This window comes from Curtobacterium citreum (assembly GCF_006715175.1).
GTDB classification, from domain to species: Bacteria; Actinomycetota; Actinomycetes; order Actinomycetales; family Microbacteriaceae; genus Curtobacterium; species Curtobacterium citreum.
Genome location: NZ_VFMQ01000001.1, coordinates 1,021,319 through 1,041,970, shown reverse-complemented (window position 1 = coordinate 1,041,970; position 20,652 = coordinate 1,021,319). Strand labels below are relative to the sequence as shown.

20 protein-coding genes are annotated in these 20,652 nt (G+C 71.4%); 5 read left to right on the top strand and 15 right to left on the bottom strand.

Translation table 11 applies throughout. The features are described from left to right. Nucleotides 1-9 precede the first annotated feature (9 nt). The 3 genes from ychF to FB462_RS05065 all read right to left on the bottom strand — a co-directional run bounded on the left by ychF (nt 10) and on the right by FB462_RS05065 (nt 1,909). Nucleotides 10-1,083 carry a redox-regulated ATPase YchF gene (gene ychF / locus FB462_RS05075; protein ID WP_114848934.1) on the bottom strand — a complete coding sequence of 358 codons (1,074 nt, stop codon included), beginning with the start codon at nt 1,081-1,083 and terminating at the stop codon, nt 10-12. 61 nt (nt 1,084-1,144) lie between these two features. Beyond that, a complete protein-coding gene (locus tag FB462_RS05070) occupies nt 1,145-1,345 on the bottom strand; it encodes a hypothetical protein (RefSeq protein WP_058741738.1) in 201 nt (66 codons plus the stop codon). 9 nt (nt 1,346-1,354) lie between these two features. Next, nucleotides 1,355-1,909: a hypothetical protein gene (locus FB462_RS05065; protein WP_141860544.1), complete on the bottom strand. Its 555-nt coding sequence runs from the start codon at nt 1,907-1,909 to the stop codon at nt 1,355-1,357. Between the two features lie 51 nt (nt 1,910-1,960). On the opposite strand from FB462_RS05065, the gene FB462_RS05060 reads away from it, so the two are divergent. Together FB462_RS05060 and FB462_RS05055 are read left to right on the top strand one after the other, a co-directional pair. Next, nucleotides 1,961-2,635: an exonuclease domain-containing protein gene (locus tag FB462_RS05060; protein WP_058741739.1), complete on the top strand. Its 675-nt coding sequence runs from the start codon at nt 1,961-1,963 to the stop codon at nt 2,633-2,635. Between the two features lie 95 nt (nt 2,636-2,730). Beyond that, nucleotides 2,731-3,489 carry a GntR family transcriptional regulator gene (locus FB462_RS05055; protein WP_058741740.1) on the top strand — a complete coding sequence of 253 codons (759 nt, stop codon included), beginning with the start codon at nt 2,731-2,733 and terminating at the stop codon, nt 3,487-3,489. A gap of 33 nt (nt 3,490-3,522) precedes the next feature. On the opposite strand, the gene FB462_RS05050 is transcribed toward FB462_RS05055, so the two are convergent. From FB462_RS05050 to iolC, 11 genes are all read right to left on the bottom strand, one after another. Then, nucleotides 3,523-3,930: a tautomerase family protein gene (locus FB462_RS05050; RefSeq protein ID WP_058741741.1), complete on the bottom strand. Its 408-nt coding sequence runs from the start codon at nt 3,928-3,930 to the stop codon at nt 3,523-3,525. Nucleotides 3,931-4,033: 103 nt separating this feature from the next. Beyond that, nucleotides 4,034-5,254 (bottom strand): Gfo/Idh/MocA family protein, encoded by a 1,221-nt coding sequence (locus FB462_RS05045; RefSeq protein WP_141860542.1) that lies wholly within the window; start codon nt 5,252-5,254, stop codon nt 4,034-4,036. Continuing rightward, entirely contained in the window at nt 5,251-6,366 is a 1,116-nt protein-coding gene (locus FB462_RS05040) for a transaldolase family protein (RefSeq protein WP_141860540.1), read from the bottom strand. Before FB462_RS05040 ends, FB462_RS05045 begins: the two co-directional genes overlap by 4 nt. Then, nucleotides 6,363-7,232, bottom strand: a complete 870-nt coding sequence (locus FB462_RS05035; RefSeq protein WP_141860538.1) for a sugar phosphate isomerase/epimerase family protein — start codon at nt 7,230-7,232, stop codon at nt 6,363-6,365. The genes FB462_RS05040 and FB462_RS05035 overlap by 4 nt, the downstream gene beginning before the upstream one ends. Further along, a complete protein-coding gene (locus FB462_RS05030; protein ID WP_141860535.1) occupies nt 7,232-8,293 on the bottom strand; it encodes a Gfo/Idh/MocA family protein in 1,062 nt (353 codons plus the stop codon). The genes FB462_RS05035 and FB462_RS05030 overlap by 1 nt, the downstream gene beginning before the upstream one ends. Nucleotides 8,294-8,334: 41 nt before the next feature. Continuing rightward, nucleotides 8,335-9,255, bottom strand: coding sequence for a sugar phosphate isomerase/epimerase family protein (locus FB462_RS05025; protein WP_058741746.1), 921 nt, complete (start codon nt 9,253-9,255; stop codon nt 8,335-8,337). A gap of 37 nt (nt 9,256-9,292) precedes the next feature. Next, complete coding sequence (gene iolD, locus FB462_RS05020) at nt 9,293-11,188, bottom strand: 3D-(3,5/4)-trihydroxycyclohexane-1,2-dione acylhydrolase (decyclizing) (RefSeq protein WP_141860533.1); 1,896 nt, start codon at nt 11,186-11,188, stop codon at nt 9,293-9,295. Next, the gene (gene iolB, locus FB462_RS05015) at nt 11,185-12,087 is read right to left on the bottom strand and encodes a 5-deoxy-glucuronate isomerase (protein WP_141860530.1); all 903 of its coding nucleotides are present in this window, start codon (nt 12,085-12,087) and stop codon (nt 11,185-11,187) included. Before iolB ends, iolD begins: the two co-directional genes overlap by 4 nt. A gap of 8 nt (nt 12,088-12,095) precedes the next feature. Then, complete coding sequence (locus tag FB462_RS05010) at nt 12,096-13,640, bottom strand: CoA-acylating methylmalonate-semialdehyde dehydrogenase (RefSeq protein ID WP_141860528.1); 1,545 nt, start codon at nt 13,638-13,640, stop codon at nt 12,096-12,098. Further along, entirely contained in the window at nt 13,637-14,632 is a 996-nt protein-coding gene (locus FB462_RS05005; RefSeq protein ID WP_229666763.1) for a class I fructose-bisphosphate aldolase, read from the bottom strand. Before FB462_RS05005 ends, FB462_RS05010 begins: the two co-directional genes overlap by 4 nt. Continuing rightward, entirely contained in the window at nt 14,625-15,626 is a 1,002-nt protein-coding gene (gene iolC, locus FB462_RS05000; protein ID WP_141860526.1) for a 5-dehydro-2-deoxygluconokinase, read from the bottom strand. The genes FB462_RS05005 and iolC overlap by 8 nt, the downstream gene beginning before the upstream one ends. Before the next feature lie 154 nt (nt 15,627-15,780). Between iolC and FB462_RS04995 the strand changes: the two genes are divergently transcribed. Continuing rightward, entirely contained in the window at nt 15,781-17,043 is a 1,263-nt protein-coding gene (locus tag FB462_RS04995) for a DNA recombination protein RmuC (protein WP_141860524.1), read from the top strand. Between the two features lie 101 nt (nt 17,044-17,144). Here the strand turns inward: FB462_RS04995 and glpX are convergent, their stop codons facing one another. Beyond that, a complete protein-coding gene (gene glpX / locus FB462_RS04990) occupies nt 17,145-18,134 on the bottom strand; it encodes a class II fructose-bisphosphatase (protein WP_114848921.1) in 990 nt (329 codons plus the stop codon). A gap of 121 nt (nt 18,135-18,255) precedes the next feature. On the opposite strand from glpX, the gene fbaA reads away from it, so the two are divergent. Then, nucleotides 18,256-19,284 carry a class II fructose-bisphosphate aldolase gene (gene fbaA / locus FB462_RS04985; protein ID WP_114849170.1) on the top strand — a complete coding sequence of 343 codons (1,029 nt, stop codon included), beginning with the start codon at nt 18,256-18,258 and terminating at the stop codon, nt 19,282-19,284. A gap of 104 nt (nt 19,285-19,388) precedes the next feature. Beyond that, complete coding sequence (locus FB462_RS04980; RefSeq protein ID WP_141860522.1) at nt 19,389-20,645, top strand: M18 family aminopeptidase; 1,257 nt, start codon at nt 19,389-19,391, stop codon at nt 20,643-20,645. Nucleotides 20,646-20,652 lie beyond the last annotated feature (7 nt).

Genomic DNA, 20,652 nt, shown 5'->3' with positions numbered 1-20,652 from the left:
CCCGCTCGATCAGTTGTTGAAGCGGAACTCCACCACGTCGCCGTCCTGCATGACGTAGTCCTTGCCCTCGATCCGGGCCTTGCCGGCAGCGCGCGCCTCGGCGATCGAGCCGGTCGCCATGAGGTCCTCGAACGAGATGACCTCGGCCTTGATGAAGCCCTTCTCGAAGTCGGTGTGGATCACGCCGGCAGCCTGGGGCGCCTTCCACCCCTTGCCGATCGTCCACGCCCGCGACTCCTTCGGCCCGGCCGTCAGGTAGGTCTGCAGCCCGAGGGTGTCGAAGCCGATGCGCGCGAGCTGGTCGAGCCCGGACTCGGTCTGCCCGGTGGACTCCAGCAGCTCGGCGGCGTCGGCGGGGTCGAGGTCGATCAGCTCCGACTCGACCTGGGCGTCGAGGAACACGGCCTGCGCGGGGGCGACGAGCGCGGCGAGCTCGGCCTTGCGGGACTCGTCGGTCAGGATCGCCTCGTCGACGTTGAAGACGAAGATGAACGGCTTGGCCGAGAGCAGCCCGAGTTCGGCGATCGGCGCGAGGTCGATCGTCGCGGCGGACAGCAGCGTGCCCTGCTCGAGGATCTCCTTCGCGGCGCGCGCGGTCTCGAGCACGATCGGCTCGGCCTGCTTGAGCTTGACGATCTTCTCGTACCGGGGCAGCGCCTTCTCGATGGTCTCGAGGTCGGCGAGGATCAGCTCGGTGTTGATGACCTCGAGGTCGTCCTTCGGCGAGACCTTGTTCGCCACGTGCACGACGTCGTCGTCGGTGAAGCCGCGGACGACCTGCGCGATGGCGTCGGCCTCGCGGATGTTCGCGAGGAACTTGTTGCCGAGCCCCTCCCCCTCGCTGGCGCCCTTGACGATGCCGGCGATGTCGACGAACGACACCGGCGCGGGCACGGTCTTCTCGGACCCGAAGAGCGTCGCGAGCTGGTCGAGCCGCGGGTCGGGCAGGTTCACCACGCCGACGTTCGGTTCGATCGTCGCGAAGGGGTAGTTCGCGGCGAGGACCTGGTTCTTGGTCAGGGCGTTGAACAGGGTCGACTTGCCGACGTTCGGGAGACCGACGATTCCGATGGTGAGAGCCACGGGAGGACAGCCTACCGGCGGCCGCCCGCCGGAGCCGACCCCGATCCTCCAGGCCGGTCGGTCAGGACGGCCAAGCGGACATGAGGAGCCCCCAGAAGGTGATCCAGAGTCCGTACGCCGTCCCCGAGACGATCACCGCGATGGTGACCCCGCTCGCGACGAGCGCCGTCCCGAGACCCACCGCGCGTCGCGCGGTCCGCGGTTCCGCCTCGACGCGTCGGGCGCGCGCCAGCAGCTCGTCGATGCCGTCAGACTCCCCCATGCGCTGAATCTACGACGGGTCGCCTCCGGACGCCAGGGTGCGGATCCGGCGGTCCACGAGTTCCAGGACGTCGGACTGGAGGCGCTGCGAGCGTCGCCAGTCACCGGTCACCTCGAGCGCGTGGTCGGCCCCGTCGACGGTGTGCAGCCCGGCACGGGTCGTGCCGACCGCGGACGGCACCCAGAGCGGGTCGGCGGAGCCGCCGACCGCGAGGGATCCAGAGCCGCATCCGGCGAGGGCGGCGGCCACCGTGCCGTCGGTGAGGACAGGGGTCAGCCAGACGCAGTCGACGCCGTGGCGGACCGCCCACGGGAGCGCGTACGAGCCGAAGGACTTCGCGACGACCAGGTCGGGCATGCGGCCGTCGAGCGCAGTCACGATGGCGCCCTCGACGAACGCGACCGGGTCGGCCTTCGCGGCGGCGTCGACCGCCCAGGTGGGCGCGACGACCTCGGCGCCGTACCCGGCGGCTATCGCGTGCGACCACCACAGCAGCGGCGCCTGACGGCCGTAGCCGGCGCCGGGCAGCAGCAGGACGAGCGGGGGCGTGGTGGTCGCGGTCACGCTCCGGACGCTACCGCCCGGTGGCCGCAACGCCGAGGGCACGACGGGGGGATGTCGGAACCCCGTGCGACGATCGGGCCCGTGCCGTTGAACTTCACCGCGATCGACTTCGAGACCGCGAACAGCTCGCCCGCCAGCGCCTGCTCCGTCGGACTCGTCAAGGTCCGCGGCGGCCGGGTCGTCGATCGGGCGTCGTGGTTCATCCAGCCGCCGACCGGGCACGACGCCTTCCTGGAGTGGAACACGCGCATCCACGGCATCGTCGCGTCGGACGTCGTCGGCGCGAAGGGCTGGGCGGAGCAGTACGCGGACATCGTGGCCTTCGCCGAGGGGGACGTCCTCGTCGCGCACAACGCCCGCTTCGACATGGGCGTGATCGCCGGCGGGTGCTCCGCCACGGGCACCGAGCTGGCCGAGCACCACTCGCTGTGCTCCCTGCAGGTGGCCCGCAAGACCTACGCGCTCGAGTCCTACCGCCTGCCGATGGCCGCCCGGGCAGCGGGGTACGTCGGTTTCCAGCACCACGACGCGGCCGCGGACGCCGAGGCCTGCGCCGCGATCGTCGTGCACGCCGCCGGCCAGCACGGGTGCGACACGGTCGAGGCGCTCGGGGCGGCGACGCGCGTGCACATCGCGCCGGTCCGACCGCGTGCCGAGCAGCCACGGGCGACGACGCAGCCGCGGCAGCCGCGCCTGTCGAACCGCCCGATGATCTTCGCCGACTGACGCCAGCGGGCCGCCGAGGAGCCGCACAGCGCGGTGGTATTGTCACGACAATCCGTCCGGCGCTGTCGCCGACCCCGTCTTCCCGAAGGACCGCGATGACCAACGAGGGCCAGCTGCCGTCCGACCTGTTCCTGGACCTGGACCGGTCGGGTCCGATGCCCCTGTACTTCCAGGTCGCCTCGCGCATCGAGGAGACGATCCGCTCGGGTGTCCTGCCCCCCGGTGCTCGGCTCGAGAACGAGATCGCCCTCGGGGAACGCCTGGGCCTGTCGCGGCCGACGATCCGCAGGGCGATCCAGGACCTCGTCGACAAGGGGCTGCTCGTGCGTCGGCGCGGCATCGGCACGCAGGTCGTGCACGGCCCGGTCACGCGCAAGGTCGAGCTGACGAGCCTGTACGACGACCTGGCGCAGGGGTCGCAGGTGCCGACGACGAAGCTGCTGGAACGGAACGACGTGCCGGCCTCGGACGTCGTGGCCGAGGCGCTCGGCGTCGCCCCCGGCACGGTCGTCGCCCACATCCGCCGGGTGCGGTTCGCCGAGGACGTGCCGATGGCGGTGCTCGAGAACTACCTGCCGCCGGAGTTCACCGACATCACCGACACCGACCTGCAGGCGCACGGCCTGTACCAGCTGCTGCGCGGCCGGGGCGTGACGATGCGGGTCGCGAAGCAGCGGATCGGTGCCCGTGCGGCGACCGGCGACGAGGCCGACCTGCTCGAGATCGAGGACGGCGACCCGGTGCTCACGATGAGCCGGACGGCGTACGACGCGTCGGGCCGGGCGGTGGAGTACGGCGTGCACTGCTACCGCCCGGACCGCTACTCGTTCGAGGTCACCCTCGTCGACAAGTAGGTCGTGCGACGGTCCCGACAGAGCCGGGACGGGTCAGCTCGCGGAGGGGACGCCGAGCTCGCCGGTGACGTACTGGGCGCGGCCGAACCCGAACGACCAGTCCTGCGGGCCGTTCTCGACGTAGCCGATGAAGACGTCCTCGCTCGCGACGCCGGCCTCGGTGAGCCGGTCGTGCACGGCACGGTAGAGGCCCTGCTTCGCCTCGTCGCTGCGGCCGCGCTGCGTGAAGACCTGGATGATCACGACGCCCTCGGTGCGCTCGAAGCCGAGGCCGGCGTCCTGCGCGATGATCTGCTGTGCCGGGTGCTCGGTGATCACCTGGAAGCGGTCGCGCTCCGGGATGCCGTACTCCGAGACGATGGCGGTGTGGATCGCGTCGGCGATCGCGCGGACCTGCTCGGGGGTGCGGCCGGTGGCGAGGTCGATACGGACGAGCGGCATGGTGCCTCCTGGTTCGGGACTTTGTCATTACATACTAACAAGCGCCGGTCCAGAAGTCTCCCCGAGACGGACTGGAGGCGCGGTGCCAGCCTGCACCACGCCTTCAGTCCGCTTCTCGGTGCGTCTCCAGCACCGGTGTCGCCGCCCGGTAGGTGAGCGGCCCGTCGACGCGCGCCACGTCGTGCCACGCCCCGTCGGCGAGCGAGGCCTCCGCCGCCTCCACGATCGACGCGGCCGCCAGGCCGTCGGCGACCGACGGTGCGAGCTGCTCCCCGCGGCGGACGCTCGCGACGAACTGCGCGGCCTCGATCGTCTTGAGGTCGTCGTACCCCATCGCGGTCCCGGCGCCCGGCTGGAAGCGGGCGAACTCGCCGTCCCCCGGAGCGACGAGGTGCGTCGTGTAGCCCGCCACCTCTTGTCCGTCGAGGAAGACGTCGAGTTCGTTCAGGCGTTGGAAGTCCCAGCGGACGGACCCCTTCGTCCCGTACACCTCGAGCGCGTACTCGGCGTGCGGCCCGCGCATCACCCGGCTCGAGTCCATCGTGCCGACCGCGCCGTCCTCGAAGCGGAACAGCAGGGCGGCGTAGTCCTCGTTCTCGACCGGGCCGTGCTCACCCGTCGCCGCCGCCGTCCGGTCCACGATCCCCCGCCCGGGGCGCGGACGGGTCTCGATGAACGTCTCGGCGAGGGCGGTCACGCTCGCGATCCGACCGACGACGTACTGCGCCAGGTCGAGGCCGTGCGACAGCAGGTCGCCGAGGACCCCGGAGCCGGCCCGTTCACGCTCGAAGCGCCAGGTGAGCGGCGCTGCGGGGTCGGACGAGTAGTCGGCGAGGAGCGCCCCGCGGACGTTCGTGATCCGTCCGAGCCGACCGCTCCGGACGAGCTCGCGGGCCCGTTGGATCGCGGGGGCGTGCCGGTAGTTGAAGCCGACGCTCGTGATCACGCCCGCGCGTTGGACGGCCTCGTGGATCTGCCGCGAGTCGCTCGCGTACCGGCCCATCGGCTTCTCGATCCAGAACGGCTTGTCCGCCTCCGCCGCGGCGACGGCCACCTCGCGGTGCAGGAAGTTCGGCGAGCAGATCGACACCACGTCGACCTCGGGGTCGGCGAGGACCTCGCGCCAGTCGGCGACCGCGCGCTCGTACCCCAGCCGCTCGAGCGCCTGGTCGCGGGCGGCCTCGACGGGATCCGCCGCGACGACGAGCCGCGGCTGCACACCGAGCTCTGGGAAGTGGTCGGGCAGGGCGCGGTAGGCGCGGGAGTGCAACCGCCCCATCCACCCGACCGAGACCAGGCCGACGCCGATCGTGTCCGCGGTCATGCCGCCGGGACCACGATGTCGCGCACCAGGGCGTCGAGCTTCGCGTCGGCGTCCAGGAACTGCCGCAGCGTCGTGACGGTCGCGCCGAAGCGGTCGAACTCGTCGATCGTCATGCCGTCGACGTCGTACCCGCGGGCGAACTCCGGCGTGGCCGCACGCAGGGCGTCGAGGACGTGTGCGGGGACCTCGTCGTCGATCGCGTCCGGACGCCAGGGGAACGCGTTGTCGTTGATGTCCTTCGTCCACTGGAACGGCGGCGAGACGACGAGGTCCCCGCCCTGGAACTCCGACCACTGCAGGGCGTTCCGGAAGGCCGCGACGAGCACCCGCGACCGGAACCCGCGCTCGCGGAACACCCGGTACGCCTGCTTGACGGCGGCGACCCCGGCCCACTCGAGGATCCCCGGGTCGACGAGCACGTGGTCGCGCCCCACGACGGTCTTCAGCCAGTCGTCGAAGCGGCCGGCCATGAGCGTCACGACGTGCCCGAACTCCTGCTCCGGCAGTCCGTCGGCGGCCCGGCGGTCCAGGGCGCGCTCGATCGCCTCACCGACGGCGACCACCTGCGGCACCGTGAACGACACGGTCGCGTTGATCGAGACCCCGCGGTACGCGGCCTCCTCGATCGCGGCGATCCCGACCTTCGTGGCGGGGATCTTCACGATGATGTTCGGCGCGAGCCCGGAGAACCGGACGGCCTGCTCCACCAGCGCGTCACGGTCACGGTGCAGTCGCGGGTCGGTCTGCATGCTGAGGCGACCGTTGCGGCCGCCGGAGGCCTCGAACGCCGGGAGCAGCTGCTCGGCGGCCGCGATCGAGAGCTCCTCGACCGCCTTCCAGCCGATCCAGGACTCCCCCGCGGTCGGGTGCTCCGCGGCGATCTCGCGGATGCGGGGCACCCACCGGTCGGGGTCCTGCTGGATGCAGGTGAACGCGATGACCGGGTTGCAGGTGGCGCCGACCGCGCCGTACTCGTGGATCGCGGTGGACAGCTCGCGCGGGTCGGCGGAGTCGTTCCAGAGCGCCGTCGGCGTGGCGGTCGCGGCCTGCAGGGTGACCGGACGGGGGTCCGCGGCGGCCCGGTCGGCGGCCGTCTCGAGCGTGCTGGTCATCGGGTGAGTCCCTTCGTGATCGCGTCGAGCTGGGAGCGGGACACCGCGTCGGCGTTCTCGTCCTCGGCGAAGACGCTCGACACGGCGACGGTGTCGTCCCGGTCGGTGAAACCGATGCGTGCCAGCCCGGCCCAGAAGGCGTCGAAGTCGACGTCGGCCTGTCCGACCGGCAGGTGCTGGTGCACGCGCGCGGTGTTCCCCGGCGGGTTCGAGATGTACCGGAGGCCGTGCGAGCGACGGTGGTCGTACGCGTCGGCGACGTGCACGAGCTGGAGCGCGTCCCCCGCGGCGTCCATGATCGCGTCCATGTCGCCGCCGTAGTGGAAGGTGTGGCAGGCGACGTAGACGAAGCCGACGTGCTTCGAGTTGAGCCCGCGGATCACCCGCAGGGCCTCGAGGCCGTCCTCGACGAAGTCGTCGGGGTGCGGGTCGATGAGGACGCGCAGGTCGGACGACTCGATGATCGGCAGGAGCTCCTCCATCGAGCGGTAGAAGGCGTCCTCGGACTCCTCCGCACGCTCCGGTCGCCCGGAGAACTCGGTGTTGATCGTGTCGACGCCGAGCCGCTTCGTGATCTCGATGACCCGCTTCCACTTGGTCACCGCGGCCTCGCGGGCGTCGCGGTCCGGGCCGGACCAGCGGAGCACCGGCAGGACGCTCGCCACCTGCACCCCGGCGTCGCGGCACGCTGCGGCGAACGCGTCGACGAGGTCGTCGTCCGCCTTCGGGTGCCGGTAGAACGGGATGAAGTCCTTGTGCGGTGTCAGCTGGAGGTACTCGTACCCGAGGTCCGCGACCTTCTGCGGGAACTCCAGCAGCGACAGGTCGTGGTGGAACGGAGTGGGGTCGAGGGCGATCTTCGGCATCAGGCCTCCGCGGTCGCCGGCTCGCGCTCGGCCGCGGTGTCGTAGAACGCGGGCTTCGTCAGCGCGTACTCGACCGTCTCGAGCGCGCCCGACTGCTGGGCGCGCACGGCGACCTCGGCCACGACGGACGCCGTGTACCCGTCCCAGGCGCTCGGCCCGTCGATGCCGCCGTTCCGCGCGGCGTCCACCCAGCGTTGCACCTCTTCGTCGTAGGCGGCACCAAAGCGCTCCTTGTACGACGGCGTGACGCCCTGCGACGACTGGCCGGCGGACACGATGGTCTGCGAGGTGTCCCGGCCGATGTACGCGACCCCGGACTCGAAGACCGCGTCGGTCGTGACCTGGTAGCCGAACTGAGCGTTCACGTTGATCTCGACGATCGCCATCGTCCCCGACTCCGTGGTGAACAGCACGAACTGCGGCTCGGGAAGGTCCGCCGGCGCGAGCGAGTTCTTCCGCGGCTTCTTGACCTCGACGCTCGTGATCGCCTCGCCGGTCAGGAAGGGGATGATGTCGATCTCGTGGATCACCGAGTCGTGGATGAGCATCGACTCGCTGAAGTTCGGCGGGGTCGTCGGGTTGCGGTGGGCGTGGTGCAGGGCCAGCAGTGCGCCGTTCGCCCCGGACTCCCGGAGCGCCCGGAGCTCCTGGTAGCCGGCGTCGAACCGGCGCATGAAGCCGACCTGGATGACCGGGTGGTCGGCGTGCTGCTGCTCGAGCTCGACGATGCGCAGCGAGTCCTCGGCGCTCGTCGTCAGGGGCTTCTCGCACAGCACGGTGAGCCCGCGCTCGAGCGCGGTCACCAGGATCGGCTCGTGCAGGAAGCCCGGCGTCGCGATCACGACGGCGTCGATCTCGGTCGCGGCGAGCGCCTCGTCGAAGGACGCGGCCGTGACCGCGCCGGGGGCGAGGGCGGCCGCGGCCTGTGCGCGCACCTGGTCGGGCTCGACGACGGCGACGACGTCGGCGTTCGAGATCTTCGCGGTGATCCGACGGACGTGGTCGGCGCCCATCATGCCGGCGCCGACGACGGCGACGCGGAGGTTCTGGTTGCTGCTCATGGGGTGCTCCTGGAGGGGTTGGACGCGGTGCTGGCGGTGCGTCAGGAGACGCGGGCGGCGGCGGTCGAGCCGAAGATGTGCTGGAACGTGCGCTCGGCGATCGGGCCGGGGGCGTCGACCGAGCAGCCGTACATGTCCTGCTCGACGATCCCGAAGATCTGCGGGTTGATCGCGGCGACGGCCTCGATGATCGGTGCCAGCTCGGGGGTGCCGTGCGGGGGCTCGGTCATGATCCCCTGCGCGACGGCGTCGCCGAACGGGACGTCGTTCTTCAGGACGTCGAACAGCAGGTCGGTGTCGACCTGCTTGAGGTGCAGGTAGCCGATGCGCTCGGGGTGTTCGGCGATGAGCTCGAGGTTGTCGCCGCCGTAGTAGGCGAAGTGACCCGTGTCCAGGCAGAGGTTCGTGTACGCGGGGTCCGTCTCCGACAGGAACCGCACGGTCTCGCGGTAGGTCCCGACGTGGCTGTCGGCGTGGGTGTGGAACTGCTGGTGGACGCCGTACTCCTCGAGCAGCGCCTTGCCGAGCTGGTCGTGCCCCTTGCCGAGCCGCTGCCACTGCTCGTCGGTCAGCGTGCGGGACTCGAGCACCTCGGCGGTGGCGTCCGAGCGCCACAGGTCGGGGATCGTCACCAGGTGCTCGGCACCGAGCGCTGCGGCGAGCCCGGCGACCTTGACCGCCTGGTCCCACGCGCGCTGGAACTGGTCCTCGCCCTTGTGGAAGCCCGTGAACACGGTGCCGGCGGACAGCCGGAGTCCGCGGGACTCGAGCTCGTCGGACAGCTGCGCGGGGTCGGTCGGCAGGTAGCCGTAGGGGCCGAGCTCGATCCACCGGTACCCGGCGGCGGCGGCTTCGTCCAGGAAGCGCTGCCACGGCACCTGGTTCGGGTCGTCCGCGAACCACACGCCCCACGAGTCGGGAGCGGTGCCGATGCGGATCGAGGCGGCAGGGGTTTCGGTCATGGCGGGTGGTGTCTCTCTGCAGTGGTGGGCGGGTGTCTCAGCCGAGCAGCGGGCGCTGGGCGGCGACCTGCTGCTCGTACTCGGCGCGGGCCTGCCGGGTGCTCGGCAGGGTCGAGGTCTGGGCGACCGGGACGTCCCACCAGCCGTGGCCGTCCGGGGCGTAGACGAGCGGGTCGGAGTCGACGTGCACGAGCGTGGTGTGGTCGTTCGCCTTGGCCTGGCGGACGGCGGCCTCGAGGTCGGCGATCACGTCCGGCCCCGGCTGCACCTCGATCACGTCCACGCCGTACGAGCGGGCGTTCGCGGCGAGGTCGACGGGCAGCGGGTCGCCGTTCTCGAACGACTGCGTCTCGTCCAGGTAGCGGTACTTCGTGCCGTACCGCTCGGACCCGACGGTCTCGGACAGGTGCCCGATCGACGCGTACCCGTGGTTCTGGATGAGGACGACGACGATCTTGATGCCCTCGGCCACGGCGGTGACGAGCTCGGTGTGCAGCATCAGGTACGAGCCGTCGCCGACCATCACGATCGCGTCGCGGTCGGGGGCGGCACGTCGGACACCGATCCCGCCGGCGATCTCGTAGCCCATGCACGAGAACGCGTACTCGACGTGGTAGCCGAGCTCGTCGCGCACCCGCCACAGCTTGTGCAGGTCGCCCGGGAGCGACCCGGCCGCCTGGATGACGACGTCCCGCGGGTCGGACGCGCGCTGGACGGCGCCGATGATCTCGGCCTGCCCGGGCAACGCGTTGCCGGACGGCGCGAGTGCGGCGTCGACGACCGCGTCCCACTCGGCCTTGCGCGTCGCGATCTCGTCGGCGTACCCGGCGTCCACCGAGTACGACGCGAGCTCGGCCGTCAGGGCGGTCAGGGTCTCGCGGGCGTCGGCGATCACCGGCAGCTGCGACCCGTGCTTGTAGGCGTCGAAGGACGCCACGTTCACGTTGACGAAGGTGACGTCGGGGTCCTGGAACGCGGTCCGGGACGCGGTCGTGAAGTCGCTGTAGCGCGTGCCGATCCCGATCACGACGTCGGCCTGCGCCGCGACGGCGTTGGCCGCGGCCGTGCCCGTCGCGCCGATGCCGCCGAGGTACTGCGGGTGGTCCCACGCGAGGGCACCACCGCCGGCCTGGGACGTGCCGACCGGGATGCCCGTCGCCTCGACGAACTCCCGCAGCGCGTCGACCGCGTCGGCGTAGAGCACGCCGCCGCCGGCGACGACCACGGGGCGCTCCGCCGCCCGGATGGCCGCGACCGCGCGGGCGAGCGGCCCGCGCTCGGGCAGCGGCCGTCGGATGTGCCACTCGCGGGGCTGCAGGAACGCGACCGGGACGTCGAGCGCCTCGGCCTGGACGTCCTCGGGCAGCGCGATGGTCACGGCGCCGGTCTCGGCCGGGTCGGTCAGCACGCGCATCGCCGCGAGGGCGATCGAGAACAGCTGCTCGGGTCGCTCCACCCGGTCGAAGTAGCGCGACAGCGGGCGGAACGCGTCCGTCACCTGGAGCGAGGTGTCGTGCGGCAGCTCGATCTGCTGCAGCACGGGGTCGGTGGTCCGCGTGGCGAAGGTGTCCGACGGCAGCAGCAGCGCCGGGAGCCGGTTCGTCGTGGCGAGCGCCGCGGCGGTCAGCATGTTCGCCGCTCCGGGGCCGACCGAGGCCGTCGCGGCGAAGGTCGCGCGGCGGCGGTGCATGCGGGCGAAGCCGACGGCCTGGTGCACCATCGCCTGCTCGTTGCGCGCCTGGTGGTACGGCAGCAGACCGGGTTGCTCGACGTGCAGCTGCTTGATCGCCTGCCCGAGCCCGGCGACGTTGCCGTGCCCGAAGATCCCGAAGATCCCGGGGACGGTCCGCTCGCGGTGGTCGCCGTCGACGGTCCACTGGTTCGCCAGGAACTCGACCAGGGCCTGGCCGACGGTCATCCGACGGGTGTTCATCGGGCGGTGTCCTCTCCGTAGGGCAGGCGCGGGTCGATCGTCTCGGTGTCCCACACCTGGCGGACCCAGCCGTGCGCGGGGTCGTCGGTGATGTTCCAGACGCGCTCCGGGTCGGGCCCGGCCATCACGTTCAGGTAGTACATGTCGTAGCCCGGTGCGGCGACCGCGGGTCCGTGCCAGCCGTACGGCACCAGGGCGACGTCGCCGGTGCGGACCTGACGGAACTCGTCGATGGGCCGGTCGTCCGACGCGTAGGTGCGGTGCAGCGCGAAGGGCTCGGCGCCGGCGGGGGCGTCCACACCGCGGGCCACGTCGACCTCGTAGTAGTAGATCTCCTCGAGGTTCGACTCCTCGCCGTCACGGTGCGTGTCGTGCTTGTGCGGCGGGTACGACGACCAGTTGCCGGCCGGCGTGATCACCTCGCACGCCAGGAGCTTCACCGCGTCGAGCCCGGCCGGGGTGCCGAAGTTGTGCACCTGCCGCGACGACTGTCCGGCCCCACGGAGCTCGACGGGGACGTCGGCCTTCGCGATGTACGCGACCGGCTTGACGACGTCGGTGGGCGCCTCGGCCACCGCGACCCGTCCGGATCCGGTGATCTGCGCCTGCAGTCCGGACCCCAGGTACAGGACGTCGGTCGGTCCCTCGAAGACCCCGCCACGTCCCTCCAGGCCCTGCTCGCCGTTCTCGGCACCGGACCAGGTGACGTGGAAGCTCCCCGAGAGCGGCACGACCATGCGCTCCACGGGAGCGGCCGGGAGGCGCAGCTCGCCTCCGTCGGTCAGCTCACCCGTGCGGATGCCGGTGTGGGTCCAGCCGTCGACGCGGCCGTCGACCACGTCGGTCCAGCCGTCCTCGGGGCGACTGCCCTTCGGGTTGAACCAGTTGTCGTTCGTCATGCGTCGGCTCAGCCGTTCGACGGGAATCCGAGGTTGATCCCGCCGTGCGAGGGACCACCCCTCTCGGCTGGATCTGCCCATCGGGAGGTGATCGCCTTCTGCCGCGTGAAGAAGCTCACGCCGTCGGCGCCGTACGCCTTGTGGTCGCCGAACAGCGAGTTCTTCCAGCCGCCGAACGAGTAGTACGCGACCGGCACGGGGATCGGGACGTTGATGCCGATCATGCCGACCTGCACGTCGCGCTGGAAGCGCCGGGCGGCGCCGCCGTCGTTCGTGAAGATCGCCGTGCCGTTGCCGTACGCGCCGGAGTTGATGAGCTCGAGGCCCTCCTCGTAGGACCGCACGCGGACGACCGACAGCACCGGGCCGAAGATCTCCTCGGTGTAGACGCGGCTGGTCGTGGGCACCCGGTCGATCAGCGTCGGGCCGAGCCAGAAGCCGTTCTCGTCGCCGTCGGGTCGGACGGTGCGGCCGTCCACCACGATCACCGCACCGTCCTGCTCGGCGACCTCGATGTACGAGGCGACCTTGTCGCGGTGCTGCTCGGTGACGAGCGGGCCCATGTCGCAGCCACGGCGCCCGTCCCCGATGCGCAGCGTCGCCGCGCGCTCCGTGATCTTCGCGATGAGCTCGTCGGCGACCGGCTCGACCGCGACGACGACCGAGATCGCCATGCAGCGCTCACCCGCGGAGCCGAAGCCCGCGTTGATCGCGTTGTCCGCGACGAGGTCGAGGTCGGCGTCCGGCAACACGAGCATGTGGTTCTTCGCGCCGCCGAGGGCCTGCACGCGCTTGCCGTGCTTCGTGCCCGTCTCGTAGACGTACTGCGCGATGGGCGTCGAACCGACGAACGAGATCGACTCGACGTCGGGGCTCGTGAGCAGGCCATCGACCGACTCCTTGTCGCCGTTCAGCACGGTGAAGACACCGTCGGGCAGCCCGGCCTCCTGGAACTTCCGCGCGAGCCAGATCGCCGCGGACGGGTCCTTCTCGCTCGGCTTCAGCACGACGGTGTTGCCGGCTGCGATCGCGATCGGCAGGAACCAGAGCGGGACCATCGCCGGGAAGTTGAACGGCGAGATGATGCCGACGACGCCGAGCGGCTGCCGGATCGAGTAGACGTCGATCCCGGTCGAGACCTGGTCGGAGAACTCGCCCTTCATGAGCGACGGGATGTTCGTCGCGAGCTCCACGACCTCCTGTCCGCGGGCGATCTCGCCGAGCGCGTCCGAGACGACCTTGCCGTGCTCGCTGGTGATGATCTCGGCCAGCTCGGCCTTGTCGCGGTTCAGGATCTCGCGGAAGGCGAAGAGGACCTGCTGGCGCTTGGTGAGCGACAGGTCGGCCCACGCCGGGAAGGCCGCCTTGGCGCTGGCGATCGCGCGCTGGATCTCGGCCTGGTCCGCGAGGGCGACCTGCTTCGTCACGACGCCGAGCGCCGGGTCGTACACGGGCGCCGTCCGACCGGAGGTCGAGGTGACGTGCTCCCCGTCGATCCAGTGGCCGACGGTCGTGGTGCCGGACCGCTGGTCGGTCGACTCGGTGGTGGTCATGCGTTGCTTCCTTCCGGGACGGACAGGGGCGGGATCTGCTGGGCGGGTGCCGGGGTCGAGGAGTGCGGGACGTGCGCCGGTGCGGCGGACCGGCCCCGGTCCTCCTGGCCGTGGACGAGGGACGCGGCGACGTCGACGGCCGCGGCCACGTCGCCGTCCCGGGGGTAGAGGAGGGTGCGCCCGACGACCAGTCCGCGGACCCCGGGGAGCGCGAGGGCGTCGGCCCACGTCGCGTACGTCTCGTCCGGGCTGCCGGAGGGGTCGCCGCCGAGCAGCAACGTCGGCAGCGTGGTCGCCGCCATCACGCGCGCCATGTCGTCGACGACCGGGATCTTCAGCCAGCTGTAGGCACTCGACTCGCCGAGTCCGGCGGCGATGGCCATCGACGTGATCACCGCGTCGGCCGACAGGTCGTTGACGACCCTGCCGTCGCGCCACGAGGACATGAACGGCTCGAGCATGATCGGCAGCTGCAGCGCGGCGGCCTCGCTGACCGCCTTCGCCGTCGCCTCGAGGGTCGCGACGGTGCCGGCGTCCTCGAGGGCCACGCGGACCAGCAGCTTCGCGAAGTCGAGCCCGGCGTCCTTGATCGCCTGCGCGGAGTACGCGGTGTAGCGGTCGTCGAGCTCGAACGTCGCGCCGCGGAGTCCGCCGCGGTTCATCGACCCGACGACGACCTTGCCGTCGAGTGCGCCGAGGAGCGCGAGGTCCTCGAGGACGTCCGGCGTCCCGAGCACCCCGTCGACGCCCGGCCGGCCGAGGGCGACGACGAGCCGCTCGAGCAGGTCGTAGCGGTCGGCCATGGCCGTGGCGTCCGACCCGACCGCCAGGGCGCCGCGCGCCGGATGGTCGGCGGCGACGATGAAGAGCTTGCCGTCGTCGGCGAGCAGCGGGCGACGGGTGCGGGTGCGGAGCACGTCCGCGACCCGCTCCGGTGCACCGGCCCGCAGGTCGCGCAGGCGGGCGAAGTCGGCGGAGCTGATCTCAGGCATCGACGTCCTCCTTGGTGGGCTGCACGGGGTTCTCCTGCAGGAACTGCTCGATCTCGTCGCTCGTCGGCATCGCCGTCGAGCACTCGAAGCGGGTGGCGACGATGGCCCCGGCAGCGTTCGCGAACGCGAGGGTGCGGTCGAGCGACCACCCCTGCAGCAGGCCGTGCACGAGCGCGCCCCCGAACCCGTCGCCCGACCCCAGGCCGTTGACGACGTCGATGGTGTGCGGGCGGAACTCGACCACCTCGTCGCGGGTCTTGGCGAGCACGCCCTTGGGGCCCTGCTTCACGATCGCGACCTCGACGCCCCGTTCGAGCAGGGCGTCGGCCGCGCGGACCGGGTCGGTCTCCCCCACCGCGACCTCGCACTCCTCGCGGTTGCCGACGGCGACGGTCGCGTGCTCCAGGGCGACGGCGACCTCGCGCGTCGCCGCCGCGGGGTTCGACCAGAACATCGCCCGGTAGTCCAGGTCGAGCACTGTATACATCCCTCGGGCAAGCTCCGCTTCGCTCCGCGCCCTCAATGCCGCGTGGTGGGCGCTGCGGCTCGGCTCCTCGCTGAGGCCCGTGACCGTGGTCCAGAAGACCCGCGCGCGCTCGATCTCGTGCAGCGGAAGGGACTTCGTGGTGATCATCAGGTCCGGCGCCTTCGGGGCCCGGTAGAAGTACAGCGGGAAGTCGTCCGGCGGGAACACCTCGCAGAACGCGACGGGGGTGTTGAGCCCCGCGACGGTCTCCACGAACGTGTTCGCGACGCCGAACTCGGGCAGTGTCCGAGCGATGTAGCGACCGAACGGGTCGTCGCCCGTGCGGGTGATCACGGCGGCGTCGGCACCGTGCCGTGCGGCGGCGATGGCGACGTTCGTGGCGCTGCCTCCGACCGACTTCGAGAAGGTCGTGACGTCCTCGAGCGGGCCGGTCTGCTGCGGGTAGATGTCGACGGACACGCGGCCCATGGTGATCACGTCGTGTGCGTGGGGCGCTTCATCGGTCATGCGACGCGGGGACCTTCCGTGCGGCTTCATCGTCGGACGGTCACGACTGTACACCGCGTTTGGCCGAATGTCATTACATGGATCGGTGCGGGTTGACGACGCCACACCGCCGGCCTGGAGGCACGGTGTCGGTGGGCACTGCCACGGTTGCGTCATGCAGATCCTCGCGCTGGTCATCGGTCTCGTGCTCGGCGCCGCCGTCGGCGCCGTCGTCGCCTGGTCGCTCGCCCGCTCCCGGGCCGGCGTCGACGCGGCCGCCGCACATGCGACGGCCGACGCGCTGCGCGCGCAGCTCGACACGGTCCGCTCCGACGCCGAGGAGCGGCTCGACGCGCAGGACGCCCAGTACCGGCGGCAGGTCGACTCGCTCGAACGCCGAACCGCCGAGCTCGAGCACCTGCTGCAGCGGATGCACGGGGTGGACGCGGCGCGCCAGCAGGGCGAGTCGAAGGTGCTCTCGGCGCTGAGCCCCGTCGCGCAGACCCTCGACGTGATGCGCGCCAAGATCGCCGAGCTCGAGCAGTCCCGCAGCGAGCAGTACGGCGCGCTCTCCGCACAGCTCCGGTCCGCCGCCGAGTCCGAGGAACGGCTGCGCGCCACCGCCGACACGCTCGCGAGCGCCCTGTCCTCGAACAGCACGCGGGGCGTCTGGGGCGAGACCCAGCTGCGGAACGTGGTCGAGGCGGCCGGGCTGCTCGAACGCGTGGACTTCGACGTGCAGTCCGCCGTCACCACGTCGGCCGGCGCCGCTCGACCCGACATGGTCGTGCACCTGCCCGGCGGCAAGACGATCGCCGTCGACGCCAAGGTGCCCTTCAGCGCCTACCTGCAGGCGGCGGAGATCCCGGCGGGAGCCACCGGCGCCGAGGGCGCACGGCGCGACCAGCTCGTCGCACAGCACGTCAAGGCGCTCCGGGCGCACGTCGACGCCCTCGCGGCGCGCGAGTACTGGTCCGGGTACGACGCCTCCCCCGAGCTCACCATCGCGTTCATCCCGTCCGAGTCCCTCATCTCGAGCGCCCTCGCCGCCGACCCCGGGCTGCTCGACCACGCGTTCCGGAAGCGGATCGCACTCGCCTCGCCCGTCACGCTCTGGTCGGTCCTGAAGACCGTGGCGTTCTCGTGGCAGCAGGACGTCGTCACGGCCGAGGCGCGCGAGCTCTTCACGGTGTCGCGCGAGCTGTACGGCCGACTCGCGACCCTCGGCGGGCACGTGGACAAGCTCGGACGGGCCATCCGGGGGTCCGTGGTCGACTACAACCGGTTCGTGGGGTCGCTCGAGCGGCAGGTGCTGCCGAGTGCCAGGCGGCTGTCGCTGCTCGACGAGTCGAAGGTCATCGCCGACCCGGTGTCGATCGAGGACGAGCCGCGGTTGCTCACGGCGCCGGAGCTGGTCGGGGCGCTCGACGAGGACTGAGCGGCCGCTGCGGCGCGTTGCACCCGGGAACGAACATCGCACCCCGCCGAGACGGGGTGCGATGTCAGCCTGGGGGTGCGATCCCCGTCACGTGCGGCGGATCAGAACCACTTCTCGGCGCGGTGGTCGGCCTGGATCCGGCGGATCGTGTTCGAGCGGGACCGCAGCACGAGCGAGTCCGTGTGGATGACACCGCGTGAACGGCGGACACCGTCGACGAGGACACCGTCGGTGACACCGGTCGCGACGAAGAACGTGTTGTCGCCCGTGACGAGGTCGTCCTGGTCGAGGACCTTGTCCAGGTCGTGCCCGGCGTCGATCGCCTTCTGGCGCTCCTCGTCGTCCTTGGGCTGGAGCTTGCCGAGGATCACGCCGCCGAGCGCCTTGATCGCGCACGCGGTGATGATGCCCTCCGGGGTCCCGCCGACACCGACGCACATGTCGATCTTCGAGCCGGGCAGCGCCGCCGAGATGCCGCCCGCGACGTCACCGTCGAGCAGCAGGCGCGTGCCGGCACCGGTCGCACGGATCGCGCGGATCAGCTCGTCGTGGCGGGGCCGGTCGAGGACGGCGATCTGCATGTCCTCGATGTCCTTGTGCTTCGCCTTCGCCAGGGCGCGGATGTTCTCGCCGATCGGCTTCTCCAGGTCGAGGACCCCACGGCCCTCGGGCCCGGCGGCGATCTTGTCCATGTAGAACACGGCCGACGGGTCGTACATCGAACCGCGGTCCGAGACGGCCATCACCGAGATCGCGTTCTGTCGACCGGCGGCGGTGAGCGAGGTGCCGTCGATCGGGTCGACCGCGATGTCGCAGGCCGGGCCGTGGCCGTTGCCGACGTGCTCGCCGTTGTAGAGCATCGGGGCGTTGTCCTTCTCGCCCTCACCGATGACGACCACGCCGTCGAAGTTCACGGTGCCGAGGAACTTGCGCATCGCGTCGACGGCGGCACCGTCCGCGAGGTTCTTCTCACCCCGACCCACCCACGGCTGCGCACGGATCGCGGCGGCCTCCGTCGCACGCACGAGCTCGAGCGCCAGGTTGCGGTCGGGCTGGAGGAACAGGGAACCGGTCTCAGTGCTGGGAGTCACGACCAGAGCCTACCCACCGCCCTCACAGGAGCTACACCGGGTGCACGGACGTGCACCCGTAACGCCTCCAGTCCGCCTGACTAGGCTCGGCGTGGACACCACCACGTCGAAGGAGATCGCAGTGCCCATCGCAACGCCGGAACAGTACGCCGAGATGCTCGAACGAGCGAAGGCCGGCAAGTTCGCCTACCCCGCGGTGAACGTGTCCTCCTCGCAGACGATCAACGCCGTCCTCCAGGGACTCCAGGAAGCCGGCTCGGACGGCATCCTCCAGGTGACGACGGGCGGCGCCGACTACTTCGCCGGCCACACCGTGAAGAACCGCGCTGCCGGCGCCCTCGCGATGGCGCGCTTCGCCCACGAGGTCGCGAAGAACTACGACATCACGGTCGCGCTGCACACCGACCACTGCCCGAAGGACGCCCTCGACGGCTTCGTCCTGCCGCTCATCGCCGCGAGCGAGGAAGAGGTCCGCCAGGGCCGCAACCCGATCTTCCAGTCGCACATGTGGGACGGCTCCGCGGTGCCGCTCGACGAGAACATCGAGATCGCCAAGACCATGATCGAGAAGACGCGGAACATCAACGCGATCCTCGAGGTCGAGATCGGCGTCGTCGGCGGCGAGGAGGACGGCGTCCAGCACGAGGGCACGAACGACGCGCTCTACACGACCCCGAACGACGTCGAGAAGGTCGTCGACGCGCTCGGCCTGGGCGACCAGGGTCGCTGGATCGCGGCGCTCACCTTCGGCAACGTGCACGGCGTGTACAAGCCGGGGGGCGTCAAGCTGCGTCCGGAGCTCCTCGGCGAGATCCAGCGTTCCGTCGCCGAGAAGCACGGCACCGGCGAGAACCCGCTCGACCTGGTCTTCCACGGCGGCTCCGGCTCGACCGACGACGAGATCCACGAGGCCGTCCGCAACGGCGTCATCAAGATGAACATCGACACGGACACGCAGTACGCGTTCACGCGCTCGATCGCCGACTCGATGTTCCGGAACTACGAGGGCGTGTTGAAGGTCGACGGCGAGGTCGGCAACAAGAAGCAGTACGACCCCCGCGCCTGGGGCAAGGTGGCCGAGACGGCCATGGCGGCCCGCGTCGGCGAGGCGGCGAAGGTCCTCGGCTCGGCCGGGCACACCAAGGGCTAGTCCACACCGGACGGGAGGCACGGGGCGCGTCCGACGGACGCGCCCCGTCCTGCGTCCGGTCACCACTGGGCGTCGTGCACCGCGGGCCGTGCCACGATGGTCGGGTGACCGCCGACGCCATCGCCTCCGAGTTCGCCCAGTACGTCACCGAGTCCCCCACCGCGTTCCACGCGGCAGCGGCGGCCCGCGACCGACTCGTCGCGGCGGGCTTCACCGAGCTGTCCGAGCTCGACGCGTGGCCGACCGAGGCCGGCGCCTACGTCGTCGTCCGTGACGGCGCACTCATCGCCTGGCGACTGCCGGAGGGCGCGACCGCGACGACCCCGTTCCGCATCCTCGGCGCGCACACCGACTCCCCCACGTTCCGCGTCAAGCCGAACCCCGCCGTGCGGACCCTCGGGTGGGAGCAGCTCAACGTCGAGGTCTACGGCGGAGCGCTCCTGTCGACGTGGTTCGACCGCGACCTGCAGATCGCCGGCCGGGTGGTCGACGCCGACGGCAGCGTGCGGCTCGTGTCCACCGGGCCCGTCGCGCGCATCCCGAACCTCGCGATCCACCTCGACCGCGGGGTGAACGACGGCAAGGAGATCGACCGGCAGCGCCACACGATCCCGATCGTCGGCGTGGGCGGCGACGACGGCGGCACGGACGTCACCGCGTGGCTGCGTGCCCGGGTGGGCGACGCGGTGTCGTGGGACCTCTTCCTGGCCGACACGCAGGCCCCGGCGCGGATCGGCATCGAGCGGGAGTTCCTGGCGTCCGGACGGATGGACAACCTGACGAGCGTGCACGCGGGACTCCGCGGGATCGTCGACGCCCCCGCGGACGGCGCGCACATCCCCGTGTTCGCCGCGTTCGACCACGAGGAGATCGGCTCCTCGACGCCGTCCGGTGCCGGTGGTCCGTTCCTCGAGGACGTGCTCGGACGCTTGCAGGAGGGCCTCGGCGCCTCGCGGTCCGAGGCTGCCCGGGCGTTCCGTGCCTCGTGGCTGCTGTCGAGCGACGCCGGGCACCTCGTGCACCCGAACCAGCCGGAGAAGCACGACCCGACGAACCGCCCGCGTCCCGGCGGCGGTCCGCTCCTGAAGACCAGCGCGAACCAGCGCTACATGACCGAGGCGAAGGGCGAGGCGGTCTGGGCTGCCGCGTGCGACACCGCCGGCGTGCCGTGGCAGCCGTTCGTCAACGTGAACACGATCCCGGGCGGCTCGACGATCGGCCCGATCGCGGCGACGCGGCTCGGCATCCCGACGATCGACATCGGCGTCGGCCTGCTGTCGATGCACTCGGTCCGTGAGCTCGTGCACGTCGACGACCTCGCGGCACTGCACGGCGCGGTCGCCGCCTTCCTGGCCGGGTAGGGCTCGT